The following is a 25384-nucleotide window of genomic DNA, read 5'->3' on the forward strand; positions in this document are numbered from 1 at the left end:
TTTTAGGTCTCTTCCCCTAAGCCCCCAATTATTTGTTGAATTTCAACGTGAATTCGCCTGAGTTATCGCCTTCATTATTGTCGTTGACTCTAAACTCAATATTATAAACCCCAGGCTTTGCCAATTTGATTTTACAATTTGTGCCACAATGTTTCCAGGGTTCGGTGTCAGATAAGCGATACATCAGCCCGCCATTGGGTAAATCGGGCGCGATAGCCCATTTTCTGATTGGGAGGCCCCCCAAGCCACGGGTACGGCCGTCAGGTGTGATTGTACCAAGGAAAGGGCCGATGGTGATGGCACCTGTGGTGTTCACAGTCAGTTCTTCGTTTCTTTTTGTGGTTTCAATCTCATAGAAACTTGGGCCTGTTTTTATGACTAAGGAGTTGACTTTTGGCTTTGTAACAGGAGGTGTATAATTAGGTATTGGCTCAACGATGACATCCCTCGGCTTATCCTCATTTGGCTTTGTTGGTGATTCTTCGGTAAGTTGAGGCAATGGCAAACCATTCGTTTTTTTAAAAACGAAGCTACCACCCTTGTCTGGGTGTATGCTTTGCAAAATTTTTGGTGCTGGTAACTTCCAATTAGGCCACTTCTGAGCCATATACAGCTTGATATCGTGATGGAAGCTTTGGGTGGTATATGCGTTAAACTTGTTGTTATTTAGCCCATTGAGAAATGCCTCAAAAAACGGCGACTTGTCGTTGACTGGGGAATTTGCATCGCTTGCGACCAGTAGCTCCGCACTTGGATGAGCTTCGCAGGCTTCAATTAGCGATTTTGTCAAAAAAGTCCCTTTTGTCAAACTCGCCAACTGACCGATACTGCCAGCAAAACAAGCATCAACAGCTACTAGGGTTTTATAGCAAACGACATTTCTTATCATGTCAATAAACTCCGTTGCTGGCAAACAGGTTGCCATGTCTTCCTTGGAATCACGTAACTGTATGTAGTATCTGTCTGGAGCAAGCATATCACGCTTCCCATGTCCTGTGTAATAGAAAAAAACCTCATCATCTTTGTCAATTTTCGATTTCAAATCCGCCATAAACTTCTTTAGCTCTGCTATTGTTGGATTAATCAACATCAAAACTCGTTTACGTGAAAAGCCGTAGTTTTTGATGAGCACAGTCTTCAACGAATCCATTTCCTTTTCAGGATGCTCCAAATTGTGGGGTGAAGGATGGCTGTCAAATTTAGCCGACACAATTAAAACCGCCCATTGGTCGCCTTTACTTCTTTCGTAGGTTGTCTGCGAAAAGATGGGTTCTGTACCTTTCTGAGAAAGAGTATTCTGACTTGCTACAAGCCAGAATACAAACAAGGGTAGGAATTTTTGCATGTTTTTATCTTGGTTAGGTGTTTGACAGTCACAAAATTCAGAATAAAATCAAACTTTAAAGTAGGATTCAATGTTATTTTTTAGTCAAAATTAAAATCAATGTGTATATAAAAAAACACTTTAATATTTTAAAAAAAGCAATTTTTGTATTTGTATGTAAAAATTTTACAAATTTGTATATATTTTATGATATTTTGTATTTTCAATTGTTGTCAATAAAAAATTTCCTAAAATGGCCTTAGAACAAGAATACTCAGAATTGAAGAAGAAACTCGAAAGAGTGGAATTAGGGACTATTGTAGAAGCCCAAAAATTTGTCATAGAGCAGTACCGAAATGCCGTTAAGGTGACTACCAAAAAAACCATAAATGAGTTTCTACATGGTTACTGGGGAGGTAAAGAAATCCAAGACTTTTGTAGCAGTAAACTCAAAGCTGAGATTGATTTTAGAGCAACGTCGAAGAATATAGACTCTTTTGACGCAGAAAAGCAAAAAAAAGGTAAAAAAGCCAAAACACAGCAGTGGCTAATTGAACGAGTAGCCTTCTATTGGATGCTGTTTAGAGAACGGTACGATGATTTTGAGTTTGAGGTTGACCCAAATAATACACAAATACCTATTCAGATTTATAGTGCGAAATATGATTTGCGCCATCCTAATAATGCCCATGTAGATAAAATTGAATATGTGGGATTTTACCCACGCTCGGAGTTAGAGCGAATGAGTGAAATAGGTACTGTGAAGATAACCCTTTATCCAAAGCAATCTAATGATGATGCGAAAAAAGGGAATTTTTTGCTGACAGTTTTTTATTCCGCTTACCGACTCGAACTAAAAGGAGATTGGTGGGAAGTAGCCGAGAATAAAATAACTGTATTGAGGACGAACACTGAAAAAGTCAACATTATTTATGATGACCCTTCCTCGCAGGACAAAGCAAGTGACTATCTTGTGCTTACACAAATCAATTTGCAGCAAAGAAATCATCTTAAGCACGACTTCGTCCTCGGTACATTGAACACTTTTTCGAGAAAAGAGCAGTACGCTTATTCGTCGGCCATTGTATTCTTGAAAAAAGAAGCACTGGCCAAACAATTGAATTGTCGCATTGATGATGATATTTTGAGAAGGCTATCCCATGATGAGGATTGTATAAGTAAGCTGTCCGAAATTAGATACTACCTTTTTGACCAGAAAATTGCCATCAAACATCCAAGTACACCCGATTATCAATTCCCTTTTTTTGATGAAGCGAGCCAAATTCGCCAGTTTGCAGGATACTATCAGTGGCATTATTTAGACGAAAATGACTATGCTGAGGTATCACTCGAATCCTCTACAATTCGAATATGCTCGGATGGGCGTGTAATGGAAGTGCAGAAAGAGGGGGATAATTTTTCGGAGAAGTTTTTTGGGGTTGTCAGATTTGTAAATACTGAGACAGGAAATATTTGGAGGCTTAATTTAGGTCCTCATGAGGAAGATCATGTGTACGAGAAAATTTGGACCCTGCAAGCAGTTCGACAATACAATCGAAAGTACTTCAAAGGTGTCTATCTGGATGGAGCCTATGGCTTACCTCAGGCAGGAAAAATATTTTTAGAAAATGTGGACATAGCCAAAATAATAGAGGTAACACAAAGCCAAAAATACGACCCTGCTGATTTGAAGTGGACAGATACTGAGCTACATCGTTTTTTTAGTTTTGGGTCAGAGAAGAACTACTTACCTGCCTATCGTCAGTTGAGTACAAGATACACCAGTCCCCTTCCTAAATTCCTACAGGATAAAAACTTGGTTATTTATGTACCTTTTGTCTATGAGAGCAATCTTGATAAGAGTCGAAAACGCTATGCCTATCGTAATATAAATCTTGTGCGTATGCCCCTCAAATTGATGCCAGGAAGAGAGTTTGAACTAACCGTCAAGGATGATGAAATTTTGAGAGGGTCCTATGATTTATCGCATGACAAATTTATTTTGACGGCCCGCAGTTCGGCCCTTTTTGAGCGTTTCTCATTTTCATTGTATGGAACGCAAAGTTCTAAAAATAAATTTCTATATGCTTTTGGTGTTATGACAGGTTTTAATCGCAGCCAAAATAGCCAAGCTAATGCAGCTATGCTTGTGGCTGTACCCGAAGATGAGCATAACTATTTTATATGGGAAAATTTCAAAGATTTACTCACAACCAATAAGCAGCTATCCCCTCAATCGAAAAAAGCGATTGCTTATCTGTACACAGGTCGTTTCAATAGAATAATACACATGCCTGCCAAGCTCAACTTTGACCTCAAACCTTCTTTTGACAATACCCGTCGTAGTTTTTTCTACAGCGCAGTCCACGTATGGGCAAATAAAAATAGGTATTCCATTGAAAAATGGGACAAAGAGTTTTTTGGCTACACACCTGCAGAACTCTGTTTGGAGTATCTTCGTAAAGCACTCATCCGAGGATTTGCTACTCCGCAGTTTTTAGATACTAAAAGAGGAGAGTCAGCCTATCCTGAAGAGCTAAAAATCGATGTTCAACTGCTTAGAGATTTTATAAATACTATTGAAGATAAGAGCTTTAGAGAGCAAATAGCAGAACTATACTCTCTCAATGACTTACCACGTAGTTAATCTCTTCAAAATAGCGAATATGTTTTAGCATCTCCCATAATTTGAAATGCTCAGTATCACTTTGGATTGGGCTGTTGCCCAGAAAAACATTTCGAAAAACTTGATCATCAATCGGGGCATCGCTTACCAGAACCCACAGGAATGAAGAACCGAGAGGTGGGGTAATCTGGGAACGAAAATGATTGTCTTCCCAATTGAATAAATTGATTATTTTTCCATTTTTAGCAACACGCTCTAAAGGGATGCGGTGAATAAAACTAAAGCCTCTACCTTGGCCATAACTATCTGTATAGCAAGCTTGTATGCCTTTTTCAGACGTCACATCTACAATTGTATAATATAAATCTGGCTGTAAGGAATCCACTTTAATCGTAATATTTTGCTGAGTGGTCAAGACTTGGCCTTGTTTCAGCTGTATTCCTTGTTGGGGGATGAATCTAATGGTATCACCCAAAGTCTTTCTCTCATAGGCATCCACCCATGTGCTCACCTTCACCCCCAACAAAGGACTGTGCAGTGCTTTCAGTACCTCGCGCAAATCTATTTTCGTTTTGGTGTTTTGGAGGGCTTCGGCGGCGTTTTGATGGGGAAGTGGGTTAGGTTCGATGGTGTATTCTTCTGATTTAAAGGCATTGGCAGGTAACAAAACCGTACCTTTTTTATCACTCACTTTGATCAATAAACCTTCTGTCAATTGTTTGCTTCCCTTTGCTTTGACTTGTACATAACTATAAGGCTTATACGTATCTAAATTGTCCCACTCAAATGTTAGGTCATTGGGGTCACCTTTTAAATTTAATGCTTTCTTAACCACAGCATTCACACTCCAAGAAACAGACTTAAAAACTCCCAAGAACATCGGGGCTTCTTCACTGTTTGGGGTAAATTGATGCAATTTTGGTATGAGTGCGTGAGTAGCAACTTGGCCTTCTTTTAATAAAAATATTCCTTCTTTGCCATTACTAATGTATCTTTTATTCTGCTCCAACTTAAGAAGTTCATTCTTGAAATCATCATGAATGGACTGCAAAGTAGGTTTTGCAAACAAATAAGGTGCCTGAAATGCTGCTTTCAACGCCTGAACAAAATAACTCTCACCGTTTGGTGCTGTTCTAATCTCTACATTCGTAGCCGCCATCAACACCGCTGAAGGTCGAGAAAGATTTGGATTTTCTGGTTTCTCAAAGGGAGTAAAATCTGCAAAGTCACCTCCATCTATTAAATTACCCGTTTCGGATTGTGAACTATTATTTCCCGATTTTGCTGTTCCCTGAGATTCACAATAGTCTGCCCAACTGATGTACTGTCCCCCAGTTCCAATGGTATCTATCAATCGCTCGTTGTACTGCCCCATCTCATCGTCAATGATAGCATTAGGGTGCTTGTCCCAATTCATGTCTATGTTGCCAAAAATTGACTTTTTTTCCAATGCGCCATTATCAGGTAAACTTTGGCTATCGGGTGTATCTTTGCATATAAATATCTCGTCTTTAAAATCTCCTCTTACTACTTCTTTTTCATCAGCACTTCTATCTCCAATGCGTGTCCCGTGTGAACAAAAATAGGTTACTACAATAACTTGATAGTTCTTCGCTCGTAGTTGCCCTACTTTTTCAATAAACGTTTTGACGATTTCTCGAAATTGTGCAGCCGTAACGTTACGGAAAACCATAATATTTTCTTTCTTGAAATCTTGCTGTAACAATAGATCCTGAACGGTATTAGCACTTTTTTTAAGGCTCAAACTTTCCCAATGTAAAAAATCTGTATTCTCAATCAACAAAGCCACCTTAACTATCTTGGGTGGTGGAGGAGGTTGAAAGGCAACGAGGCCAAAACCTATTACAAAGGGCAGAAGCAATAGATAGCGCATGATTTGATCAGGTTTATGGGGCAGGTATTAGCTCAAAAATAACGTAAAAAAATCTCCTTTGAAAACTCAAAGGAGATTTTTTGTGTATGATCTTCAAATGTATTTTTACTTGTCCTCTTTTCCTTTTGATAAGGACGGTGTGACGACTCGCAAATGGCTAGGTGTACTGCTTATTTCCCAAATCTAAACCAATATCGCTCAGATAGTGCTTGATATCTTTCGGCCAGTTTATATGCCTCGGAGTTGATCTGTTTTTGAGTGAGTATGGAGGCTGTCACTTCTTGTAGTCGTTCACGTTGGTCTGACTCCCACAAAGCTTTCATCAAACCCATAGAGGTCCGTTCGTACAACTCGCCATCGGTTGGAAGAGTTTTCCATAAGCTTTCAAAAGCAACGGCCGCTTCATTGGATTTCCCCTCTTCGATAAGTAGCCAACCTGTCCAGAATTGTTTACAGTTTGCATCGGCTTTTTCCAAGTCTTTTCTAAACCCATCAAAATCACGATTTGCTTCCACTTTGTCCCTGTATATTTGCCAAAGCTGTGCCGTACCGCAATTACATATCGTGTCTTTTCTGGATGCTGAGCTGGCTACGGTAGGTGTATCACCCTGCCAACCCTTATCTTCCAGACTGACTCCAGTTCCTTGAGCTAAAAAATCTCCCCCATCAGTAAACTGAGTTGTATTGTACCCACTCCAACCAACCCCCAAGACCATCAAAATACCAATGAAGCTAGCAGCGATTCTCATGGTAGTCTTCGAATCTAAGGTTTTCGTTTTTACCTGCCACCATTCTTTTGCTGTTTCAATAGTAGGATTCCGAAACACATCAAAAATCGTGATTTCTAAGCTACCCTTCCATTTACGATAGGCCTCGTTACTGATTTCTGGAACGGCCTCATCTTCCGTAAAAATAGTATCCCAGTCTGACTCTTCCTGCGCGTCTTCGATTGCATCGTTGAAATATTCTTCTTCTTGTTCATACCATTGTATCTTCAATGCAGCCACTAACTGCCGAAGGTCATCGTCGGCATTGAGTAACTTAGTATCTTCTGAGCGTTGGGTAAGCGTTCCTTCTCCAAATACCATGCGAGAAATAGCCCGCTCACCGTATGTATCAAATAATTGTTTCTTGTCCATTGCAGTAATGATTTTGAAGTTGTTTAATAAAATCAATAGCCACTTCTTTCGATGGCTTGATGGTAGGTCCTATAAAACAGTATAGTAATAGCCCCGCTCCTTCTTCTATCTTTTCACGGATATTCTCTTTTTTACCACGATAAAGCTCTTGTGCCACTTGCGTATAATCCTTTATTGAGGAATAACGTAATGCAGCCTTCATATTTATGGATGTATTGTGTTTTTCTCCTAATTTTCGCACGTACTGTTCAATAAAAAAACTACATCTTTCTCGGTTTTGAACCAAAAATTTAACCATATCATCTTTATAGAATTTTATTCTCAAACTTAAAAACAGCTTTAATCCTGCGCTTCGATGATTGTTAAATAACTTTTCATTTTGCTGATAGGCAAAGTATTGGCCAATAATATCCTTTCTTGGAATCTTCAAAATCTCATCTTCATAAAAACAAACAAAATAATAATCTTCTATCTTATCAAAATGGTCGTAACCAGCTCTTTTTTCCCGCCGTATTAGAATACGTTTATAAAGTTGTTCATATTCGTTTGCCTTGTCTTCAAACAGCTGTTCTTTTATCAGATTGCGCATATGTTTATCTTCAACATATTTATCTGCCTTTTTTCCCAACAAGTAATCGGGGGTAATAACTTGTGAATTAACAGAATCCCCAATCGGAATTTCTTGCTCTAACTCACTATAGAGTATTCGTTTTTCCACTTTGGCACTGTTGATTTTTTCATTAGTCTTGATAGCATCATTCATAATACCCTTAAAATCCTCCTCATATTCGATACCACAAATGAGGTCTCTAAGTTCTTCTTCGTACTTTTCGATTCTAACGCTAATCTTTTTGATTCGGGATTGTATTGATTCTCCACCCATTTTATTCAATATAGCGTGGAAAATATCATTACGTAACCAGATGTATGCGTAACCAATCGCCAAGGACGGGTCAATCGTAGCTGATGGGCTATTTTCTATTTTACCATAAATACCTGCTCGTAGCTTTACATAGAGCTGCCTCATGGCTTCTTCTTTGGCTTGATTAAATGCCATTTCTTTATCAGACCGAAAGATTTGTGGATATCCTCCACCATAATTATTCCCCTCATAATCGTTGTCTGCTCTTAATTTTAGATTAAGAACTTCACTTTTTGTATTCTCTGTAAATCTTATTAAATCTCTGAGAGAATCATTCAATTTACCAGTATTCTCGTTCTTATTTGAGCCTATATAGTCAAAAAAATGGGCAATTGTATTGAAACGGGTTTGTAACTCTCTAGGAAACGCCGTCTGCCTGGCATATGGTGGGAGCAACTGAGCTAAAAAAAATTGATAATTCCAGTGTTTTAATGCTAAATCCTTAACAATTTGATATTCTTTTACATAGATGTCATGCCGCCAGTGAAGTAGTGATTCAAAAAGCCTTTCATCAAATTCCGTTGCGGTTGCCTCTTTTTGCGGACTTCTATCCAACTTTTCACGGAGAACTGCCTTATATTTGAATGCTCGTAGCGCAAATAAGTCGCCTAAATCCCAAAAAGCTTTTTGGAAATTGAAAGATTCCTTATATTTCTCGTCTTTTGGGTTTGCCATGAATGACCGAAAATCCTCAAATCTAGCTCTCTTGACTCTTTCACTATCAGTTATGGTCTTTTCGTCACTATCCACTGTGTTTAATTTTTCATTTACGTACTTCTCAAAATACTTTAAGGCATTATTTTTATTAGTTTGGTTTTTGGCAAATTTTTCAATGCCTGCTTTCAACGAATCGTTCAATTCACCAATTTCACTTACCCTCTTGGTCTCAAAATCACCTTCCACAATGATCTGCTCTTCAAAAAGATTCCATAGGTTGTCAATTATGCCTGTATCAAGTCGAAAAAGGGCAGCTGTAATTTTTTTGACTTGATATTCTTTCCCATCAACCTCAATGATTTCTTCTTGAAACCAGTCATTTATTCTAAAATAATTGCGACGAATCCCTTCGAATCGTTGCAAAAAATAATAAATTAAGTCGTAATCGTCTGGGAGTGAATCGTGGGGTTTGAGGAACGTATCTATCACTTTGGGATGCGCGGCATCACTATTATCAATATAGCGTAAGGAGGCTTGAAAATCAAACCTTGCCTGAAGGGTAAGTAAATTTGTCCCTTGCTCATAATCTAATATATTCATTTACTTAATGATTTTGGTTTTCGGTTTTGTTTTTCTAATTTTTGAAGTGATACATTTTACTGAAATATTGTGTGATCTTTTGAACCACTCTTCCCTGTACTTCCTCAAGCTTTCCTTTATCAGTAAAAGTGCCAATCAAAGCACCATTTTTTGATAAATAATAGGTAAGTATTATATTATTTTGGCTACCTGAATAAGTTCCACTTAAAACGAAAGCCCCAGGGTAATCTTCTGATTCAACATAAGCAAAAGTATTCGTCTGATTGTATCGAGTTTTATCCAAATTTCCTTTAATCCCTGCTGTAAATTTGAGTTCATCTATTTCTGGGGGGGTATTTTTTCGAAAATTTTCAACTCTGATAACAGGTTTTACTTCTTCAATTGATATGGCACTGCGGATGTTATCATCTACAATACCAATATTAAAATCAACTTGTGCCTCTCGCCCAGGAGCTGCTCCTTTTACAAAGAAAGCTTGCTGACCCACTCCTATTTCATTAGCTAAAATAGAAACTTCTTTCACAATATAATTTAGTAATCCAATAACACTTATATAAACATTACCCCTCTGTGTCTCTGTAACACTGCTGCTTCCTCCACGAAGCCCACGTAAAAAAGCATAGGTAGCAAGTCCTTGTTGACGGCTATTACTTTCAAAACTTGATTTATTAGAAGCGGAACTGGCTAATATATAAATACCAGAACGTTCTTTAAGGTCTTCTAACACTTTGAGCTCACCCTCTGATATAGATTTACTCTGACTTAATAGGGTTGAAATACCTTGACCAGCTCCACATAAGTCGAGGATTACCAATTTTTTGCTTGCTTTAATCTGTTGTAAATAATCTCTCAATGTACTGAAAGACAACATATATTTTTCCCTGGTCTGTGTATCGTTCATTTGGGTAACATCTGTTGTTTGGGCACCTGCTAATAAAAAGTATAAGTCTTCATTAGAAGGTGATTGCGTTTTATAGTGAACCCCGTGGCCGCTTAGATACAAAATAAATATATCATCTACAGATAAATTTTTAGCTGATTCCAATGCAGCAATGACTGATTTTTTATTTGCTATTTGAGTAGGGTTTTTGGTTGGAAAACTAAGAACTTGAATATTAGTATTCTCTTTACCAACCATTCGACTACATACTAATGATAAAGCCGAACCTACTTTTTCAGCATCTTTGTGCGCAAAGTGAAGACCAGCTGTAGAAGCGCCTACTACCAAAGCCTTTATTTGTAATTTTTCATTTGAGTTAGGTGTCTTTTTACTCGTAGGACTACTTGTGGATATTTGTTTTTCTATGCCTTTCTTTTTTGTCAAAGTATCGATAGTAGAGAAAATCCAACTAGAAGGTACAGTTTCTTCCAGTACTGTAGCATTTGGGTTAAAATTTATAGGTGGTATTTCTATGATTCTTGGAGTAGAACTTACCCAATTTTCGTTATTAAAAGCTGTTACTGATAATCTGTTTAGATTTTTTCTACTCAGCCAAGCATTGAATCTATTCAAATTTATTTTCAACTTAAGTTCTTTATTGTTCGGGACAAAACGTGGCCTTAAATCGGAAATTAGCTCGTTTTCATTAATCCCGACAGCAATTCGACCAATACCACCCCCTTTATTTTCTACCCTAACAATGAGCTCATGGCCATCTAAATTTAACTCAACAGAGGGAGGTAAGGGAATTGCCTCAATGTTAGGTATAGAGCGAATTGATTCGCTTGAATAACCAAATAAAATAGGTAGTAAACCAGGACGATAATATCTATGGCGTATTTGGTTAAACTCAATGGATTTCCAAGGTTGTTGATCATCAGTTGTATCTTGTACTGAGTAATGTGCTAATTCGGAAGCATTTGCTGAAGCATCAAAAAGTCCCGAAGGTGTAATAGTTATCCATCCTTTATCACCAAATGGGATGTATGTAACCATCTCTTTTCCAGACTCTAAATCCCACATTTTTATCAAATTATCGGTTGCCACAGAAATCATAAATTGATTGTTAGGTGAGAAAGCAACTCCCATAATATGACCCGTATGGCCTCGCAAGATTCTGTTGTATCGTGTTTTTTTATTTTCTAATAATATACTCCCATTATCATCATAAGTAGCTATATATTCATTGTCATCTACAAATGGTATTCGAGCATCCTGAGAAGTTAATGACGAATTTATAATTTCTGAACGAAACACCTTAATTTTTTTCCATTTGTTATTTTCACTTATCCATTTGCTTTTTAACTGAGATGTAACTACTAAAAAACTTGTTCCATCAGATTGAAATTCTAAATCTTCCCAGTTTCCATTAGGGCTGACCAATTCATCTATTACTTCATTTGTTTCAGTATTCCATATGTATAAACAACTATCCATCATAGTGGCTGCTAATGAACTAAATTTTGAAAATATTATAGGTTCATCTTTGAATATATCTATTTTATCGTCATTCTTTAAGTTGATTTTAGAAATCCAATTTTTTATTTTACTTTTAAAAGGCCACTTACCTCCACTTATCTTCCATAGATTAGCCATATCTTTTTGTATCGGATTGATTAATTTAATGACTGAATATTGCTCTTTAAAATTCATTTTTTTTTCAACAATATCTTTTTTTATGGTTTCTTTTTTTAAATAATCAAAAAATTTGCCCGTTTTAAAATCCCACCTTTTAATTGTTTCATTTATTTGTTCAAAAAGTATTTCATTTCCATTTTTATCAAAAGATATTCGACCACTTAACGACTCCTCTTTTTTGAATAAGAAATTATCACTCGAACTCAATATACTTTGAAGATTTTGGTCCCAAATTTCAATTTGATTTAATCTAGCCAATGCAACATATTTATTGTTTGGAGAAAATTTAAAAGCAGTATAATTGTTGAATATTCGGTTTATTATTTTGCCATTTATAAGTTCAGTTAAAACTAACATTTCTCCTTCTTTTTTTGTGGTTAACTTATTATTATTATCATAGAATCCATCGTATTTTTCAGTAATTTCTTCATTTCTAAATATGCTCGTTGTTTTGAAAAGATCATTTCTGTATTTATCGTCAGTTAAACTTAAAAAACGACTTCCATCATTAGAGAAAGTTAAATATTTTCCTGAAAAAGTAAAGAAAGAACGAGCAACAGTTTTAGCTTTATTTCCAGCATTTCCATTATAATTTAAATCTTTTGGTTCTTATGGTATTGCTACTGAATAGATAGAGTCGGGGGGAATCATTGCTCTTATCTGCCCGACTGGAATTTCTAACTTATAATTAAAAATAAGTGACTTATCATTAAATTTTCCGTACCATACTATCGATTCATTGTCTGGTAAAAAAGACCCACCATATCCTCCACTATCGTTTGTCTAACCTTTAATAGGTTTCCGTATTTTTAAGTGATAAAGAGTTAATTTAACATCCCTTGGGCCATTTAAACCAGATAAAAAATATTTATTGTCTGATGAAAAAGACATTGCAATATTTGTGGAGAATGTACTATGGTTTGCCGTTATATCGAACCATTCTTTTGAATTTAATTCATAAATACGAATAAAATGACTATGTATTCTATGCATTGATACATATTTCCCATCAGGTGAAAATTCAGCTTTAGATAGTTCAATACTTTCATTTAAAAGTAAGCTATCAAGCAACTTGGTATTTGCTAAATTCCAAATTTTAATATTTCCTTTGGATGAAACTGCTAAAATATTTTTTCCATCTTTTGAAAACATTAAATTTTTAACAGGTTCTTTATAACCTTTAAACGTATGTAATAATCTACTACTGCTAGCTTCCCATAGTTTAATCTCACCACCGGTGCTACCAGAAATTAAATAATGACTGTTTGGTGAAAAATTTATACACGTTATGGTTGTTAACTTATCCAAACTTATATTAGGAATTATCAAATGCGATTTTTGAGCTTTGGCAGTAGTATATAAAATAAGTATTCCGTAGAAAATGCATAGGTGTTTAACCGAGTTTTTCATTAGTAAAAAGAGTTTTTAATTGGTTTTGTCTCTGATTAATCTGATAGTTCCTTGTTCGCGTTTAGGTTTGTTGCTGCCTATAAAATACACATCGGCCTGGTAAACATAAGTGCCTTCACCTGCGGGTTGCTGCTGTCCATTCATTCCGTTCCATCCCCTCGTTAAATCGTTGGGAGCAACGTCCTCTTCAAAGAAAATCGTTGAGCCGTTCAAATCCAATATCCGATAGGTTATTTTTTTGATACCCTCCCCACCAAACGGCACCCATTTGTCGCTCAGTCCGTCGCTATTGGGGGTAAATACCTGTGGAAAACCCAATTGGCAGTTGGCTACGCGCAGCGCATTGAACGATTGGAGGGAGTCTTGGCAAGTTCCATCACTAAACTTTACCTGTATATCGTATAAACCACTGTTGGTAAAATTGACCGTTGGTTGGGGTCCTTTCAGGATGATTACAGGCTGTTGTGGTGCCGAAATGCGCCATTCGTACTCGGTAGCGGCTCGTTCCATATCCATCTGTAGTTGTACGATTTGGCTGGGACAAATAGCCTCGGGGAGCATAAGGCCACGGGCTTTGGGAGCAGGGCGTACCGTAACCCGTATGAGTGTATCGGCATAGCAGTTTCTGTTTGCACCATACACCCGAACCCGAATCGTTTTTGTACCCGAGGTCGCAAAGCGAAAAATAGGGTTGGCATTGGTACTGTCTTTGGATAGCCCTTCTGGTTCAACCACAAATGCACCCGACCCTGATACCCGTAGACGAATGGGTTCGTTGGGGCAAACTGTCGAGGTTGCCAACTGTACACTGGGCTTTGGGGGAGATACGACCACTACTGTTCTTGGGCGGGTAGTATCAGTGACGCAGTTGAGCTTTACAATCATTCTGACAGTATAAGTACCTATTTTGTCAAACGTTTTGGCTACTCGCTGCCCGTTGTATCGGGTATTGTCAGAGAACAGAAACGTTACCTCGGCCTCCGCACTTCCTGGGGTGGTATTTTGTAACTGAAGGCTACTCCCCACACAGACTTCGGTGGCACTCATCCAAAGCGCCATACGCAGACGCGTAGGATACACTTTCAGCTTCAATTCATCGCTGACAGTATCACACTCATTGATACCCACGAGCTTTATAGTGTAGATCGTCAGTGAGTCGCCCAGAGCAGGTAAACTCAGCCATTTCTCATTGCTTTCAAATGTCGTCAGTTGCCCATTGACGTATAGTAATCGGCGTTGGACTTTTATTGGAGATACATCCGTGACCAAAAACTGGGCGGGCGAGCAACGTCCTGCCGTCGAGTCAATGCCTATTTGCACGAAGGGCCGAGCCAATACTGTAACCTCGATCGATTCAGTTTGTGGATTGCCACAGCCTGATGAAGAAGTTTGAATAAGGCGATACACCACCTTTTGATCTTGTAGTGTGCTGTTGGTGAGGCGTTGAGGCGGTAGTTGGTGAGTAGTAGCTATGACTTGTCCCTCTTTTTCCCAACGATAGGATACATCAGCGCGAGCAGGCTGATTGACCGTCAGGACTGCCTCCAACGGCCCGCAGCCTCGGGTAGTGCTGGCCAAAATTTTGAACGGAGCAACGGGACTGGCCATTTCGACTTGGACCGACTGACTCACAAAACAATCAAGTGCGCCAGCTTCTAATTTCACATTGGAGGTACCCGCAGGCAGCATCAATCTTGGTTTTAGATCGGTCGAGGCCAATGCACCATTTACATACCAACGCACTTGGTTGGTACCTATAATCTCTGCCTGAACGTCGGGTGCTTGACCTACACACGCGCCTTTGACCAACAACCGATTGATGCGCGGCCGTCCGATTGTCACTGTGCCAGTGGCTGTGCCTGGGCAACCCATGCTTCCTCTGACCGTATAATTGACCATCACTTGCGATGCTGTCAGACCCTGTAAAAACAGCGTATCCTCCTTGATTTGGCAACCATTGCAACTCCAAACACCGCCCGATAGGTCGGCTTTTAGTACGACCGAGGGAGCTTGTTCGCATACGGTTTGGTCTATCACACGTAGCTCTGTGCCTATGACCGTTATTTTTATCGAGTCGGCAGCGGCACATGGTGGTGTACCCTGTTGGTATTTGACCCAAAACTCGCCTTTTTGTTTGGGGTCAAATGAAGTACCTTGAAATAACTGATTGTTGATAAGCCAGCGGCCACCAGTGGTATTGGCAACTAAGGCAAAACGGGGACTCCCTACGCATAAGGTAGTATCGCGTGGGAAGGTTATTTTCATTTTTTCGATACCCCTAATCCAAAATTGTCGCTCCAATTTCACAGGTACATTGCCCGTACATTCATTGTTGGCACTCGCTGTGATTTTGTAGGGCTTATCCGAAAAATCAAGCCATACTCCTGCTGCGGTGATTTCGAGGCTATCGTTCAAAAAATACTTCACACCCGCTACTGGATTGGTAATTTTGAAGAGCGTGCGTTGGCACAAATCAGGAAACATGGGTAAATTGAGTGTAGGAGCCGCCGAAACTTTATAGACAAGGGTCACCTTCTGGGAACGAACTTTACAGCTGTTTTCTACCTCCAACGTTACGGTATAAATACCTGGACTACTAAACTCTATGCGAGGAGTGGCGTTTTGGGTATTGGGTGTACCTCCTACCCAACGAATACCATTTGATAACGTGTAGTAATATACGCTTCCTTTTGACCCGCTGGCATCTAAACGGACGATGGCCTTGCCGTTGGTAAGGCATACCAGTGCGGTGTCTTTACTGATAGCCCTTGAACCCGAATCGGCTAAGGCAGCAACTGCGCCATCAATCACATTGATTGTAAAAGGAATATTGATGGCTTCGGTTACACAACCATTTTTGAGCGAAAGCGTACCCTGAAAACTCCCCGTACTCGTGTAGGTGGTCGAGTAGTCATGATTGGTTTTGCTTTCAGTTTGGCCATTGCCGTAGTTGATTTGAGTAGTAGTTCCTTCTTCGGGACAGAGTTTTATTTGAAATTTCGCCAACTTATCCACACAAGGTGCGGGAGCAGTAATAATAGCGGTGGGAGTATTGCTGAAGAAGATGTTAGCAGGAGCTGGGTAGTCTGCTAATTTAGTAGATGGATGAAAAGAAACCCAAACAGATACTTCATGGCGTTTGTACACCATACAATCAGCCAAGTCAAAATCATTCTCTCTGACGATAGAGGTATCTCTGCTTGATTTTGGTAAATCAACAGTCAAGTTTTCGGTGCGATTACCCCACTCTATACGGAATTTAACAATATGTTCTGTCCAAGCAGGCACTTTGATGCGTATGCCTGCACGACTCGTCTTAGTGCCAGCATCTATGCAAAAAACACCCTTCAATGCGGCGGCATTTACGGCCTCTTTGGGTACCTGGGCATAGATTTTGGCAATACCCGCCAAAACAATTGCTAAAATGCAAGCTATCTTTTTCATATTTCTTTTGATTATTTGGTTAAATACCTACGCTAAAATCCCGTTTCCAATACGCTATCCAAGGTGTTTCACCAAGTTCAAAATACCCATCCAGTAAATGTTGGTTTAGCTCAACCAATACCGAAAACATCAATTCGGAATCATTACACCATAAACACTGTTGAGGCAAACTAAACACTGCCTGATATTTTGACTGTTCAAAGATGACAATGTCGTCATCTTCGTACTGTCCTTGTTGGCAAAAAGCATTCTCGCTTTGGCTATTCAATACGCTTGAAATCAAATCAATAATCATGATTTATTATTAGATTTTGAGATACACTATCTGTTAGTTCATGCTTTTCAATTCACCTTTTTTTTGTTTTAGAAAAAATTGCCGATAAATTTTTTGTTCCTCTTTTTCAGTCACAAGTCCTCGATCAAGTTGAAGTGTATCTCTGCATAAATGCGTAATGGTAGCCGTTACGACATCTCCTTCGGTAAATTGTAGCATTAGCTCACTCCCCTTGGTATCCCACCAGCCTTTGCAGATAATCGTCATCGGGGGCGGGTGTTCTACTGCAATCGTATCTATATTTCCAATTTCAAAACGCCCATTATCGTACAACCGATAGTAAGTTGGAGCTTTGTTGGTTGTATCTGTTTCCTCAGTAATTGGTTGGGAAGTACAAACATCTGAAAGGATAATCTCCTTTTGTAAAACCCATTCCGATTGGGTCAATTGTTGTATATCTACCGTAGGCGTGTTTTTTTTGGGGGATTCACACCCCCCCAATGCTAAAAGACACCATAATATAAGTACTTTTTCCATCAGTTAATCCCTATTTCATCTTCCACTAAAACAGGGATAGTAAGAAGATATTGATGAATATTCAATCGTTTTAGTGCTTGCCAACAAACATCTGTCTGACAGTGTAAAAAAGAAAGATTTTTTCTTTCGACATAATTACCAAATGCCTCAGCAATGGGATTCACGATGACGTTTTCCAAGTGGTAAGGTTCAAAACCAAGCTGCGTAAGCTTTTGACACAAATTGGCTTGAACCGAACAGATATATCCCGTGTATTCATGTTCATGTAGGTAGCGAATACACAACCATATCAGCACATTTAAAATTTTACTTTCAATCTCCTTTGGTAATGGAAAATCCAAGACCTTGGCCAATCGGCCCACTTCTACCTGTGTTTTTTCAAAGGGAGATTTACTAAAACCAAAATAATATTCTGAGGGTAATAGTCCCCCATATTTATTTTGGAAAATAGAAATGGTTCCCACCAATTTATCTTGGTAATAAAGCAACAGAATGGTGTCTTCTATCGCCTCAAAAAAAGGGGCTGAGATACTCGCTTTATAATTACTTCCTTGATGTACTTTGGAATAGGATGCTTGTGCCAGCGAAAGGACATCTTCTTTTTCTTGTGCTGTTTGGGCAATTCTGTAGCTAAACATGATGATAAGTGTTTTAGTGAAACTCACTTATTCATGCTTATTCAATGACTGTTTTTTTCAGATGAAGAATAAAAAAATCCCTTTATGGCAGAACGCACCAAGGGATTTGAGAGTGGAAGGTATGTCAGGACTAATCTTTCTTTTTAGCTTCCTGCATCAATTTTTCTTTTAGCTGATTAACAAGCAAATTGTCGTCTTTTATTTCAATTACGCCCAATTTCCGAAGAAGCGTTTTGCCTTTGTAAAGATTGATTTCTACGGGAATCATGCCATTGACTGCTCGTTTATACCTCCCGCGCAGGGAGAAAGTGCCCTCGGTGATCGTATTTTCATACCAAAAATCTGCACTTTGCTCGGACTCGTCTCGTAGTTTGGCATTGAGTTTATCGCTTAGTTCGAGTATGTCGCCTAAATCCTCGTCCTGAAAACTACAACTGCCTATTTTGAGTTTATTTCCTTCGAGTAGATTTACACTGCTGCGAGTGGCCTCATCTACGATTCCTAAATAAATATCGTTTTGGGCTTGCTTCGGGGTCAAAAATTTAGGTTGCTGTACTTGACCCACAGCCGCTGCTACTTTGGGGGTATTGACTTCGGCATAATTGAACCAAGTACTTATCTCCAAATATGCCTCTGCTCCAAAGTACTTGGTAGCCGCTCCCGATTTTATGCCCCGCAGCAAGCTATACGTCAAAAAACCGTGTTCGTATAGGGGGTGCTCAAAAGAGGCTTGATTGGTGGCCGAACTGGCCAAAAAATAAATCCCCGTCCTGCTACTCATATTGTCTAAGGCTTTTTCTCTGTTGGGCCGATTTTGTTTCATCACCAGCGCATCGGCCTGCAATTGCGCTGCAGACTCTGAGCCACAAGCATCCATGACAATAATTTTTTTGCGGGCGGGTAAGTCGTTCAACAGCTTGGTGAGTTCGTTGCGAGTGGCCAAGACATAATTTTTCTCCACAAATTCCGATAACGTGGTTTTGCTCAGGTCGGTACTTTCTTGCCTTATGCCTTGCAGCAACATGGCAAAATCGTTCTCGCCCGCTTTATTGGTAAAAACCTTCCCGTGCCCAGAGAAGAAAAAATAGAGGTAGTCTTCGGGCTTGATGACTTTTTTTAGTTCTGTCAAGTACCGAATTATGTTTTCTTTGGTAGGCTGGAAAGCGGTTGGCTGCGCCTGAGAAAAGAGAACCATTTTTACCTTTCCTTGCGTAGTATCAATAAACGAATGTGCCACTTTTTCGATTATCTGTTTCATCACTTCGGCATCTTTGGAGGCATACCGTAACCCCAAAGTATTTGCCCCTATCGTTACTCCGTAAAAAGATGCTTTTTTGACCTTTACCTCGGCTTTAGGCGTAACTCCGCCCGACGATACCATCGGTTCTATGGGATTTTTTGCAGCCCCAGTGAGCACGTAGCTTATGGTGTCACCTCGGGTACTGATTTGGTTGCTTTGTTCGTAAGCGACCACTCGCAGTAGGTTGGTGCCATTCCCTAAAAAACGTTGATAGTTTTTTAGGGAAAGCGTACGGACAAATTCACCCGATGCAGGATTGGTTGACTTTTGAGTACGCAAGTCCGTTTCTACCTCAATGTTATCTATAAAGAGCACAATCTTTCCCAATCCACCGTCGCGTTTGGTGGCTTTGATGGTAAGGACATCTCCTTTGAGCGATAATTTAACCGCGGGCGGTAGAGGAATACGAGTATCTTTGATACTTGGCGGGAGGCCGTTTTGTGTATAACCCAGCAACTCTTGCATCAACCCAGGCACCCAGTACCGTTCTTTCAACTGCACCAAATCAAAGGTTTCCAGCCCCTGCACGTAGTACATCTTTTTCATGGCCCCTGGACTGGCATCAAAAAAGCCTTCAGGGCTGGTTATTACCCAATCGGTAGAGTCAACGGATATTAGAGAAGCTAATTCTTTACCTGTCTGAACAGACCAGATTTTGGCAGTATGATCATTTGACCCAGACAATAAATACTTACCATCTTTTGAAAAATCTAAGCCATTGACAGAGCCTGTATGCCCTTTTAATGTCCTGATATAAGTTCCTGTATTTCCATCTCTGATGACGATAGTTTGGTCTTCTGAACCAGAAGCCAAATACCGCCCATCTATTGAATATTGAAGGCGGAAAATAGTTCCAGTATGGTCTTTGAAATTGTTTTTTCGCTCATTGGATAGATCCATCAAAGTTACCTTTTCATTAATACCACCATAAGCTAAAAAACGCCCATCGGGCGAGAAAGCAATCGCTTTAAGCCCTTTTTCTTTGGGATTGATGTCTTTTAATAAATTACCAGTGTTGACATTCCATACACCGATTTGAGTATTGGCATTTGTAAGAGCAGCTACCAGTGAATCGTCGTTTGAAAAAACGAGAGAGTTACCAGTAGGAGATATATCGAACAATGAAAACCGTCCAGAAAATATTCTCATACCTAAGAACATCATCAATTCTGGATTGTCTACATCAACTATTTTGGGATAGTCCAATTTTCTTGCCAATCTTTTGCCTTCAATATTGAATAGGTAAATACCGCCAAACTCATCAAGTTTTCCATAGGTAGCAATATATTTACCTTTGTTAGATATTTGTGAGTTACAACATACTACTATACTATTTTCGTTTATGCGAAAAACAGACGGAGTAGCTTCGTTTCTCTTCCAAAGCACATTGTCAATTCCCCATATATTCGTCTCTTTTCTATTATTATCATTATAGTTGGGGATATCTGCACTTGTAGCAAAATCAAAATCAGACGTAGATTTAACACCACTTACTGTGGCAGAATGTTTATGTAAGATTTGAAATTGACCATTTGTGAAATTGAACTTTTTTGAAAAATTATCCCAATGGCCCGTTAAAATACTTTGGTCATTTTCGCCCCATGCAACAGCACTTACATTTCGTTGCCCATCTCCTTCGTATTCTTTGCGTTTTAGACCATTTTTTGATGAGAGCATGATAGTTCCTGTCGAGAAACCCAATAGGAATTGACCATCTTTTGAAATTTCTAACTGAGAAATAACCCCAGCATAACTTATAGATGATTGGATGAACTGAAACAAGATTGACTCCATACCTTCAATATTCCCTGAAGCGTATGATTTTTTTTCAGAGGTATTTATCTCAAAAACGTTTGTTTCCTTACGAAACCTATCAATAATCAAGATTTTTTGAGCGGATGTGAGTACTGTGAATTTATCATTGGTGAAGTATTGAAAGTTTGTGATAGTGCCATCCATAAAGGCCCCAAACTTTATATTTGAATCATATTTTGTCCCAGTAATGAGGCTATCTACTTTTATTTTACCCGAAAACTTATTGGTAATAGCTTCCCATTTTTCAAGCCCATCCTCTGGACTATTGCTCATAAATTGACTTGTGGTTGGTACATAAATAACCTTATAATTTTCAAGATTTTGTCCCTTTTTATTATCTCTCTTCTTGTCTTCAATTATTTGACTTAGAATACCCTTCTCAATCATTAGTAATTTCATGCAGTATTTTGTTCCATAGACAACACCTGCCTGAGCAAACCCTTCGCTTTTTCTACTCTCATCATTATTGGGTAAAAAATGCAGTAACTTGATAGTAGTCTGATGGTTAGATAAGTTTTCTTCTTCTTTTCGTGTACTCGTATTCCAAACTTTAATGGGTTCGTTGCCTATTGTTTTCAGAAACTTACGAATATCTTGATGATGATACTTTTGGAAGGCTTCGAGGTTAGCAACGGCCATAGAGAGAATAAATTTCCCGTCAGGAGAATAGGCTACAAATTGAACTGACCCTTCGTGCTTACCTAAAACAGCTACTTGTTGCCCTAAAAATACATCCCATAGCACCACAGTTTTGTCAGAGCTTCCTGACACAATCGTCTTACCGTCTGACGAAAAATCAATAGAGTTCACTTCCCTACTATGCCCTTCGAGCGTTTTAAGTAGAATGCCCGTATTTTTTTCCCAAATCTTAATCGTCCCATCGGCGGACGCACTGGCCAAAAGTTTGCCATCGGGTGATTCTTGTAAATCATTAATTTGTCCATAATGCCCTATCGGGATACGGAGTTCAGGCTTTTGTGCCCAAGTGGCAACCCCTATCAGGAGCATAGCAATATAGATCAACTTTTTCATTGGAGTAAGGGAGGAGGTTAAAAACGAGCATAAAAATAATCTTCTCTTTCACAAGGGGTATCTCTCTTGGCACCAAATTTAAACAATGGTTCAATAAGTCCAATCGTAAATCCAATTTCATGGCTTCCCACGCCTTTGAGGCCGCTGATAGTGAGGTCGTAGGTATAAACAAACTGGACTCGCCCCATACGTAACCCTACGCTACCCATGAGTGCATCTTGCTGCCAATAAGGCCCAGCTTTTTTGAGCGGTAGTCCTCGGTAGCCTACTTGTAAAAGTAGAGGCGAGTACGTGTATTGCGCCATGAGGTCTAACTGTTGGTTGCCGTATTGGCTTCGCCAATTGAACATGACGGAGAGTGTCTCTTCCCTTTGTTCTGTTTTTTGATGGCCCCCATTGGTATCTTTTAAGTGGAGTTGCCAGCCTCCGTGGATGCTTTTGCGGAAGGCACTCCAACGACGAGGTGGATGAGATAAAGATTGGTTCTTTAAAGGATAAGCCCCCTGTTGAGCAGCTACCCCCAGCCACCACCGCGATGCCCCAACCTGCGGAAAATAATCAAACAAAAGACCGCATCCCGCCGAAAAATAGCGGTCTTGCAGCGAGGCCGATGCCAAAGGATCATTACTATTGGCAACAAAAGAGCCATTATTGAGAGCGGCATATTGATCTACCAACGTCAAACCGCCCAACCCACCAAATTCCTTGAAGGAAGCACCAACTTGGAACGCCATGCTCACGTTCCAGGTATCGCCCCAAATCTTGAAGGCGATAGGCACAGCCAAATCAGTACGCTTGTACCAGCGGTCTTGGCTGTGGTGCATTACTGTTACTCCCAGACCTACTTTATCATCTGCAAACAGTCCATCTAAGGTAAAGAGTGTGCTATTGATATTGGCCAAATTTTTCCATTGCGAGCGATGTACAGTGGTAGTGCGGAGAGTCCCCAGTTCTCCCACGAAAGCGGGATTGTGATAGGCCCCTGAGCTAAAAAAGTGCGAAAACTGTGGATCTTGCCCGAAAGCAATTCCACTCAACAACCAACAAAGCGACAAAACCAACAAATTTTTCATGGGTAAAATCAGTTTTAGTGAGACATCATTTACCTATCATGCTTTTTGAAATGCCGATTTTTTGGAAAACGTTAATAAGGAATGACTTTTTATCTATTATTATAACGAAATAATAACGTTATAAAAACTTTTTATTAAAAATGATAAAATCACTCTCTCAATAAAATCATTATAATATTTGTTAAAAAAGGAAAAATTTTAACCTAAAATCCATCGAAAATTAAAACAACAACAAATTTTTTACATGTATGTTGCTTTTAAATAAACAACAATATTTTAAATACTTTCAGGATACGTAACTAGTTGATAATCATTGTCTACAAGGGTCTATGTATCACAAATAATTCGGAAACTATCACAAATAATTCGGAAATAGGTGTTTTATCTATCACAAATAATTCGGAGAACTATCACAAATAATTCGGAACTATCACAAATAATTCGGAAAAGATTAAAAGTTATCCACATATCCACATTGGGGCGCCTTCTGCCTTCTCTTGAACTCTGTCTATCTGGCAACTATCACAAATAATTCGGAAAAAATATTTGATGTATGTTAAGACCTCAAGCGGTTGAATCATCTACTGCTGGACTGTCTTACGAACCCCTGAAATTTATTAACTATCACAAATAATTCGGAAATAAGTATTTTCTCATAAAATATCATGTTTGAAAATTGATATGATATATCTATTGTAAATTTTAATATGATAATTATATTTGCGTATGCATATTTATTGATTATCAATGCCTCCCAAGAAAAAACTACTCCCCGTCATTGAGTCTGATATTAAACTCATTCGAAAAGCCAATGAGTTGGTAGAAGCTAGGTACAAATTTGATATTTGGGAAACTAGGGTGTTTGCCTACATGCTGACGCTGATTCGGCATAACGACGTTGATTTTAGAGAATACGAAATCAACGCGGGTGACATCGTTAAAGAGTTTAAATTGCATGATTCAGGATTAGTGTATGACAGCATCAAAGCGGCGGGTGAAAAACTGTTAGACAAAAAAGTAGGTATTATCCGCACAACTGAAGACGGAAGAAAGGAGCAGTTTACAACGCACTTGGTGGCTTCTACGGCTACTCCCGAGGAGAAAGGTGATTACATTAAACTTAGCTTTCACCCTGCGCTGAAACCTTTTTTGCTTGAATTGAAAGAAAGGTATTTGGTCTATGATATTCGTAACATATTGAGCCTGACAAGTATTTATTCGGTTCGATTGTTTGAATTGCTAAAACAGTACCAAAAAATCGGCAAAAGGAGATTTAGTGTTGACGAGTTACGAATTTTACTCTCCATTGATCCAGATGAATACCTGTTATACGGACATTTCAAGGGGCTAATCAAACGGGCTGAAAAGGACTTAGAAAAACATACAGATATTTATTTTACGTTTGAAGAAGAAGTGATTAAACGTAAAGTAATGTTTATAACCTTCTTTATTTTTGAAAACGCCAAAAATCAGCGTGCTAAGCTCAATACGTCCGAAAGTAGTGAGATACTAGCGGTAGAGACTGAAAATGACTCTACGACCGATTTAGACCGCATTTTTGAGCAGGTTAAGAAGCATGTCTCAAAGGCCAAGGTGAAAAAATGGATTTCAGAGGTTTCGATTACTCAAATTGATAACGCCATTAACTATACGAAACAACATATTAGTGCAGGCAATAAGGTGGTAAATATTGGTGGGTTTTTGAATACGATGGTGTACACTCCCAATTTATATAACAAATACACCCTGCCTTCTAAGGTGGTAAATTCGCAGGTGGTGCACATGGGGAGGGCTGTGAATTTGGAGAAAATTGAAATTAAACGTACGGAGCTGAGAAAATTGACAGAACAATACCGCTTAATCGCTCAAGAATTAGAGAACGGGTATTTTGCGAATGATCCTTTTTTCAAAGATAGAATCATGAGCAAGGTTCAAAATCATCCCTACTATAAACGTCACTTGACGTTCGAAGAAAATTTAGAAAATGAATCCCTACAAGGACTGATGTCTTCTATGATTGGTCAGGAGTTTACAGAATACAATACATTGGTGAGTCAGTATTCAAAAAAAGTGGCAGTGCTGAACGATGAATTAAAATCGCTAGGGTACCGAGAATAATTC

General features: G+C 39.0%; 14 protein-coding genes. 2 read left to right on the forward strand and 12 right to left on the reverse strand.

The annotated features are described in order from the left end of the window. Window positions 1–28: 28 nt before the first annotated feature. Window positions 29–1345, reverse strand: coding sequence for a caspase family protein (locus DTQ70_RS30040; protein ID WP_122934641.1), 1317 nt, complete (start codon window positions 1343–1345; stop codon window positions 29–31). A gap of 232 nt (window positions 1346–1577) precedes the next feature. On the opposite strand from DTQ70_RS30040, the gene DTQ70_RS30045 reads away from it, so the two are divergent. After that, complete coding sequence (locus DTQ70_RS30045) at window positions 1578–3971, forward strand: hypothetical protein (RefSeq protein WP_122934642.1); 2394 nt, start codon at window positions 1578–1580, stop codon at window positions 3969–3971. On the opposite strand, the gene DTQ70_RS30050 is transcribed toward DTQ70_RS30045, so the two are convergent. From DTQ70_RS30050 to DTQ70_RS30100, 11 genes are all read right to left on the reverse strand, one after another. Further along, entirely contained in the window at window positions 3949–5844 is a 1896-nt protein-coding gene (locus DTQ70_RS30050; protein ID WP_122934643.1) for a caspase family protein, read from the reverse strand. The genes DTQ70_RS30045 and DTQ70_RS30050 overlap by 23 nt on opposite strands. 170 nt (window positions 5845–6014) lie before the next feature. Beyond that, window positions 6015–6983 (reverse strand): tetratricopeptide repeat protein, encoded by a 969-nt coding sequence (locus tag DTQ70_RS30055; RefSeq protein ID WP_122934644.1) that lies wholly within the window; start codon window positions 6981–6983, stop codon window positions 6015–6017. After that, window positions 6961–9162, reverse strand: a complete 2202-nt coding sequence (locus DTQ70_RS30060) for a hypothetical protein (protein WP_122934645.1) — start codon at window positions 9160–9162, stop codon at window positions 6961–6963. The genes DTQ70_RS30055 and DTQ70_RS30060 overlap by 23 nt, the downstream gene beginning before the upstream one ends. 34 nt (window positions 9163–9196) lie before the next feature. Then, window positions 9197–12097 (reverse strand): caspase family protein, encoded by a 2901-nt coding sequence (locus tag DTQ70_RS30065; protein ID WP_122934646.1) that lies wholly within the window; start codon window positions 12095–12097, stop codon window positions 9197–9199. A gap of 426 nt (window positions 12098–12523) precedes the next feature. Beyond that, the gene (locus tag DTQ70_RS30070) at window positions 12524–13150 is read right to left on the reverse strand and encodes a WD40 repeat domain-containing protein (protein ID WP_122934647.1); all 627 of its coding nucleotides are present in this window, start codon (window positions 13148–13150) and stop codon (window positions 12524–12526) included. Window positions 13151–13165: 15 nt separating this feature from the next. After that, window positions 13166–16594 (reverse strand): PKD domain-containing protein, encoded by a 3429-nt coding sequence (locus DTQ70_RS30075; RefSeq protein WP_122934648.1) that lies wholly within the window; start codon window positions 16592–16594, stop codon window positions 13166–13168. Window positions 16595–16613: 19 nt separating this feature from the next. Beyond that, window positions 16614–16889 carry a hypothetical protein gene (locus DTQ70_RS30080; RefSeq protein ID WP_122934649.1) on the reverse strand — a complete coding sequence of 92 codons (276 nt, stop codon included), beginning with the start codon at window positions 16887–16889 and terminating at the stop codon, window positions 16614–16616. Between the two features lie 33 nt (window positions 16890–16922). Further along, entirely contained in the window at window positions 16923–17405 is a 483-nt protein-coding gene (locus tag DTQ70_RS30085) for a hypothetical protein (protein ID WP_122934650.1), read from the reverse strand. After that, window positions 17405–18043 carry a hypothetical protein gene (locus DTQ70_RS30090; RefSeq protein ID WP_122934651.1) on the reverse strand — a complete coding sequence of 213 codons (639 nt, stop codon included), beginning with the start codon at window positions 18041–18043 and terminating at the stop codon, window positions 17405–17407. The genes DTQ70_RS30085 and DTQ70_RS30090 overlap by 1 nt, the downstream gene beginning before the upstream one ends. Window positions 18044–18173: 130 nt before the next feature. Further along, window positions 18174–22190 carry a caspase family protein gene (locus tag DTQ70_RS30095; protein WP_122934652.1) on the reverse strand — a complete coding sequence of 1339 codons (4017 nt, stop codon included), beginning with the start codon at window positions 22188–22190 and terminating at the stop codon, window positions 18174–18176. Between the two features lie 17 nt (window positions 22191–22207). Beyond that, window positions 22208–23263, reverse strand: coding sequence for a PorP/SprF family type IX secretion system membrane protein (locus tag DTQ70_RS30100; RefSeq protein ID WP_122934653.1), 1056 nt, complete (start codon window positions 23261–23263; stop codon window positions 22208–22210). A 747-nt stretch (window positions 23264–24010) separates the two neighbouring features. Here DTQ70_RS30100 and DTQ70_RS30105 point away from each other — a divergent pair. Beyond that, on the forward strand, window positions 24011–25381 hold the full coding sequence (locus DTQ70_RS30105; RefSeq protein ID WP_122934654.1) for a replication initiation protein: 1371 nt from the start codon (window positions 24011–24013) through the stop codon (window positions 25379–25381). Window positions 25382–25384 lie beyond the last annotated feature (3 nt).

The organism is Runella sp. SP2, from assembly GCF_003711225.1.
Lineage (GTDB): Bacteria > Bacteroidota > Bacteroidia > Cytophagales > Spirosomataceae > Runella.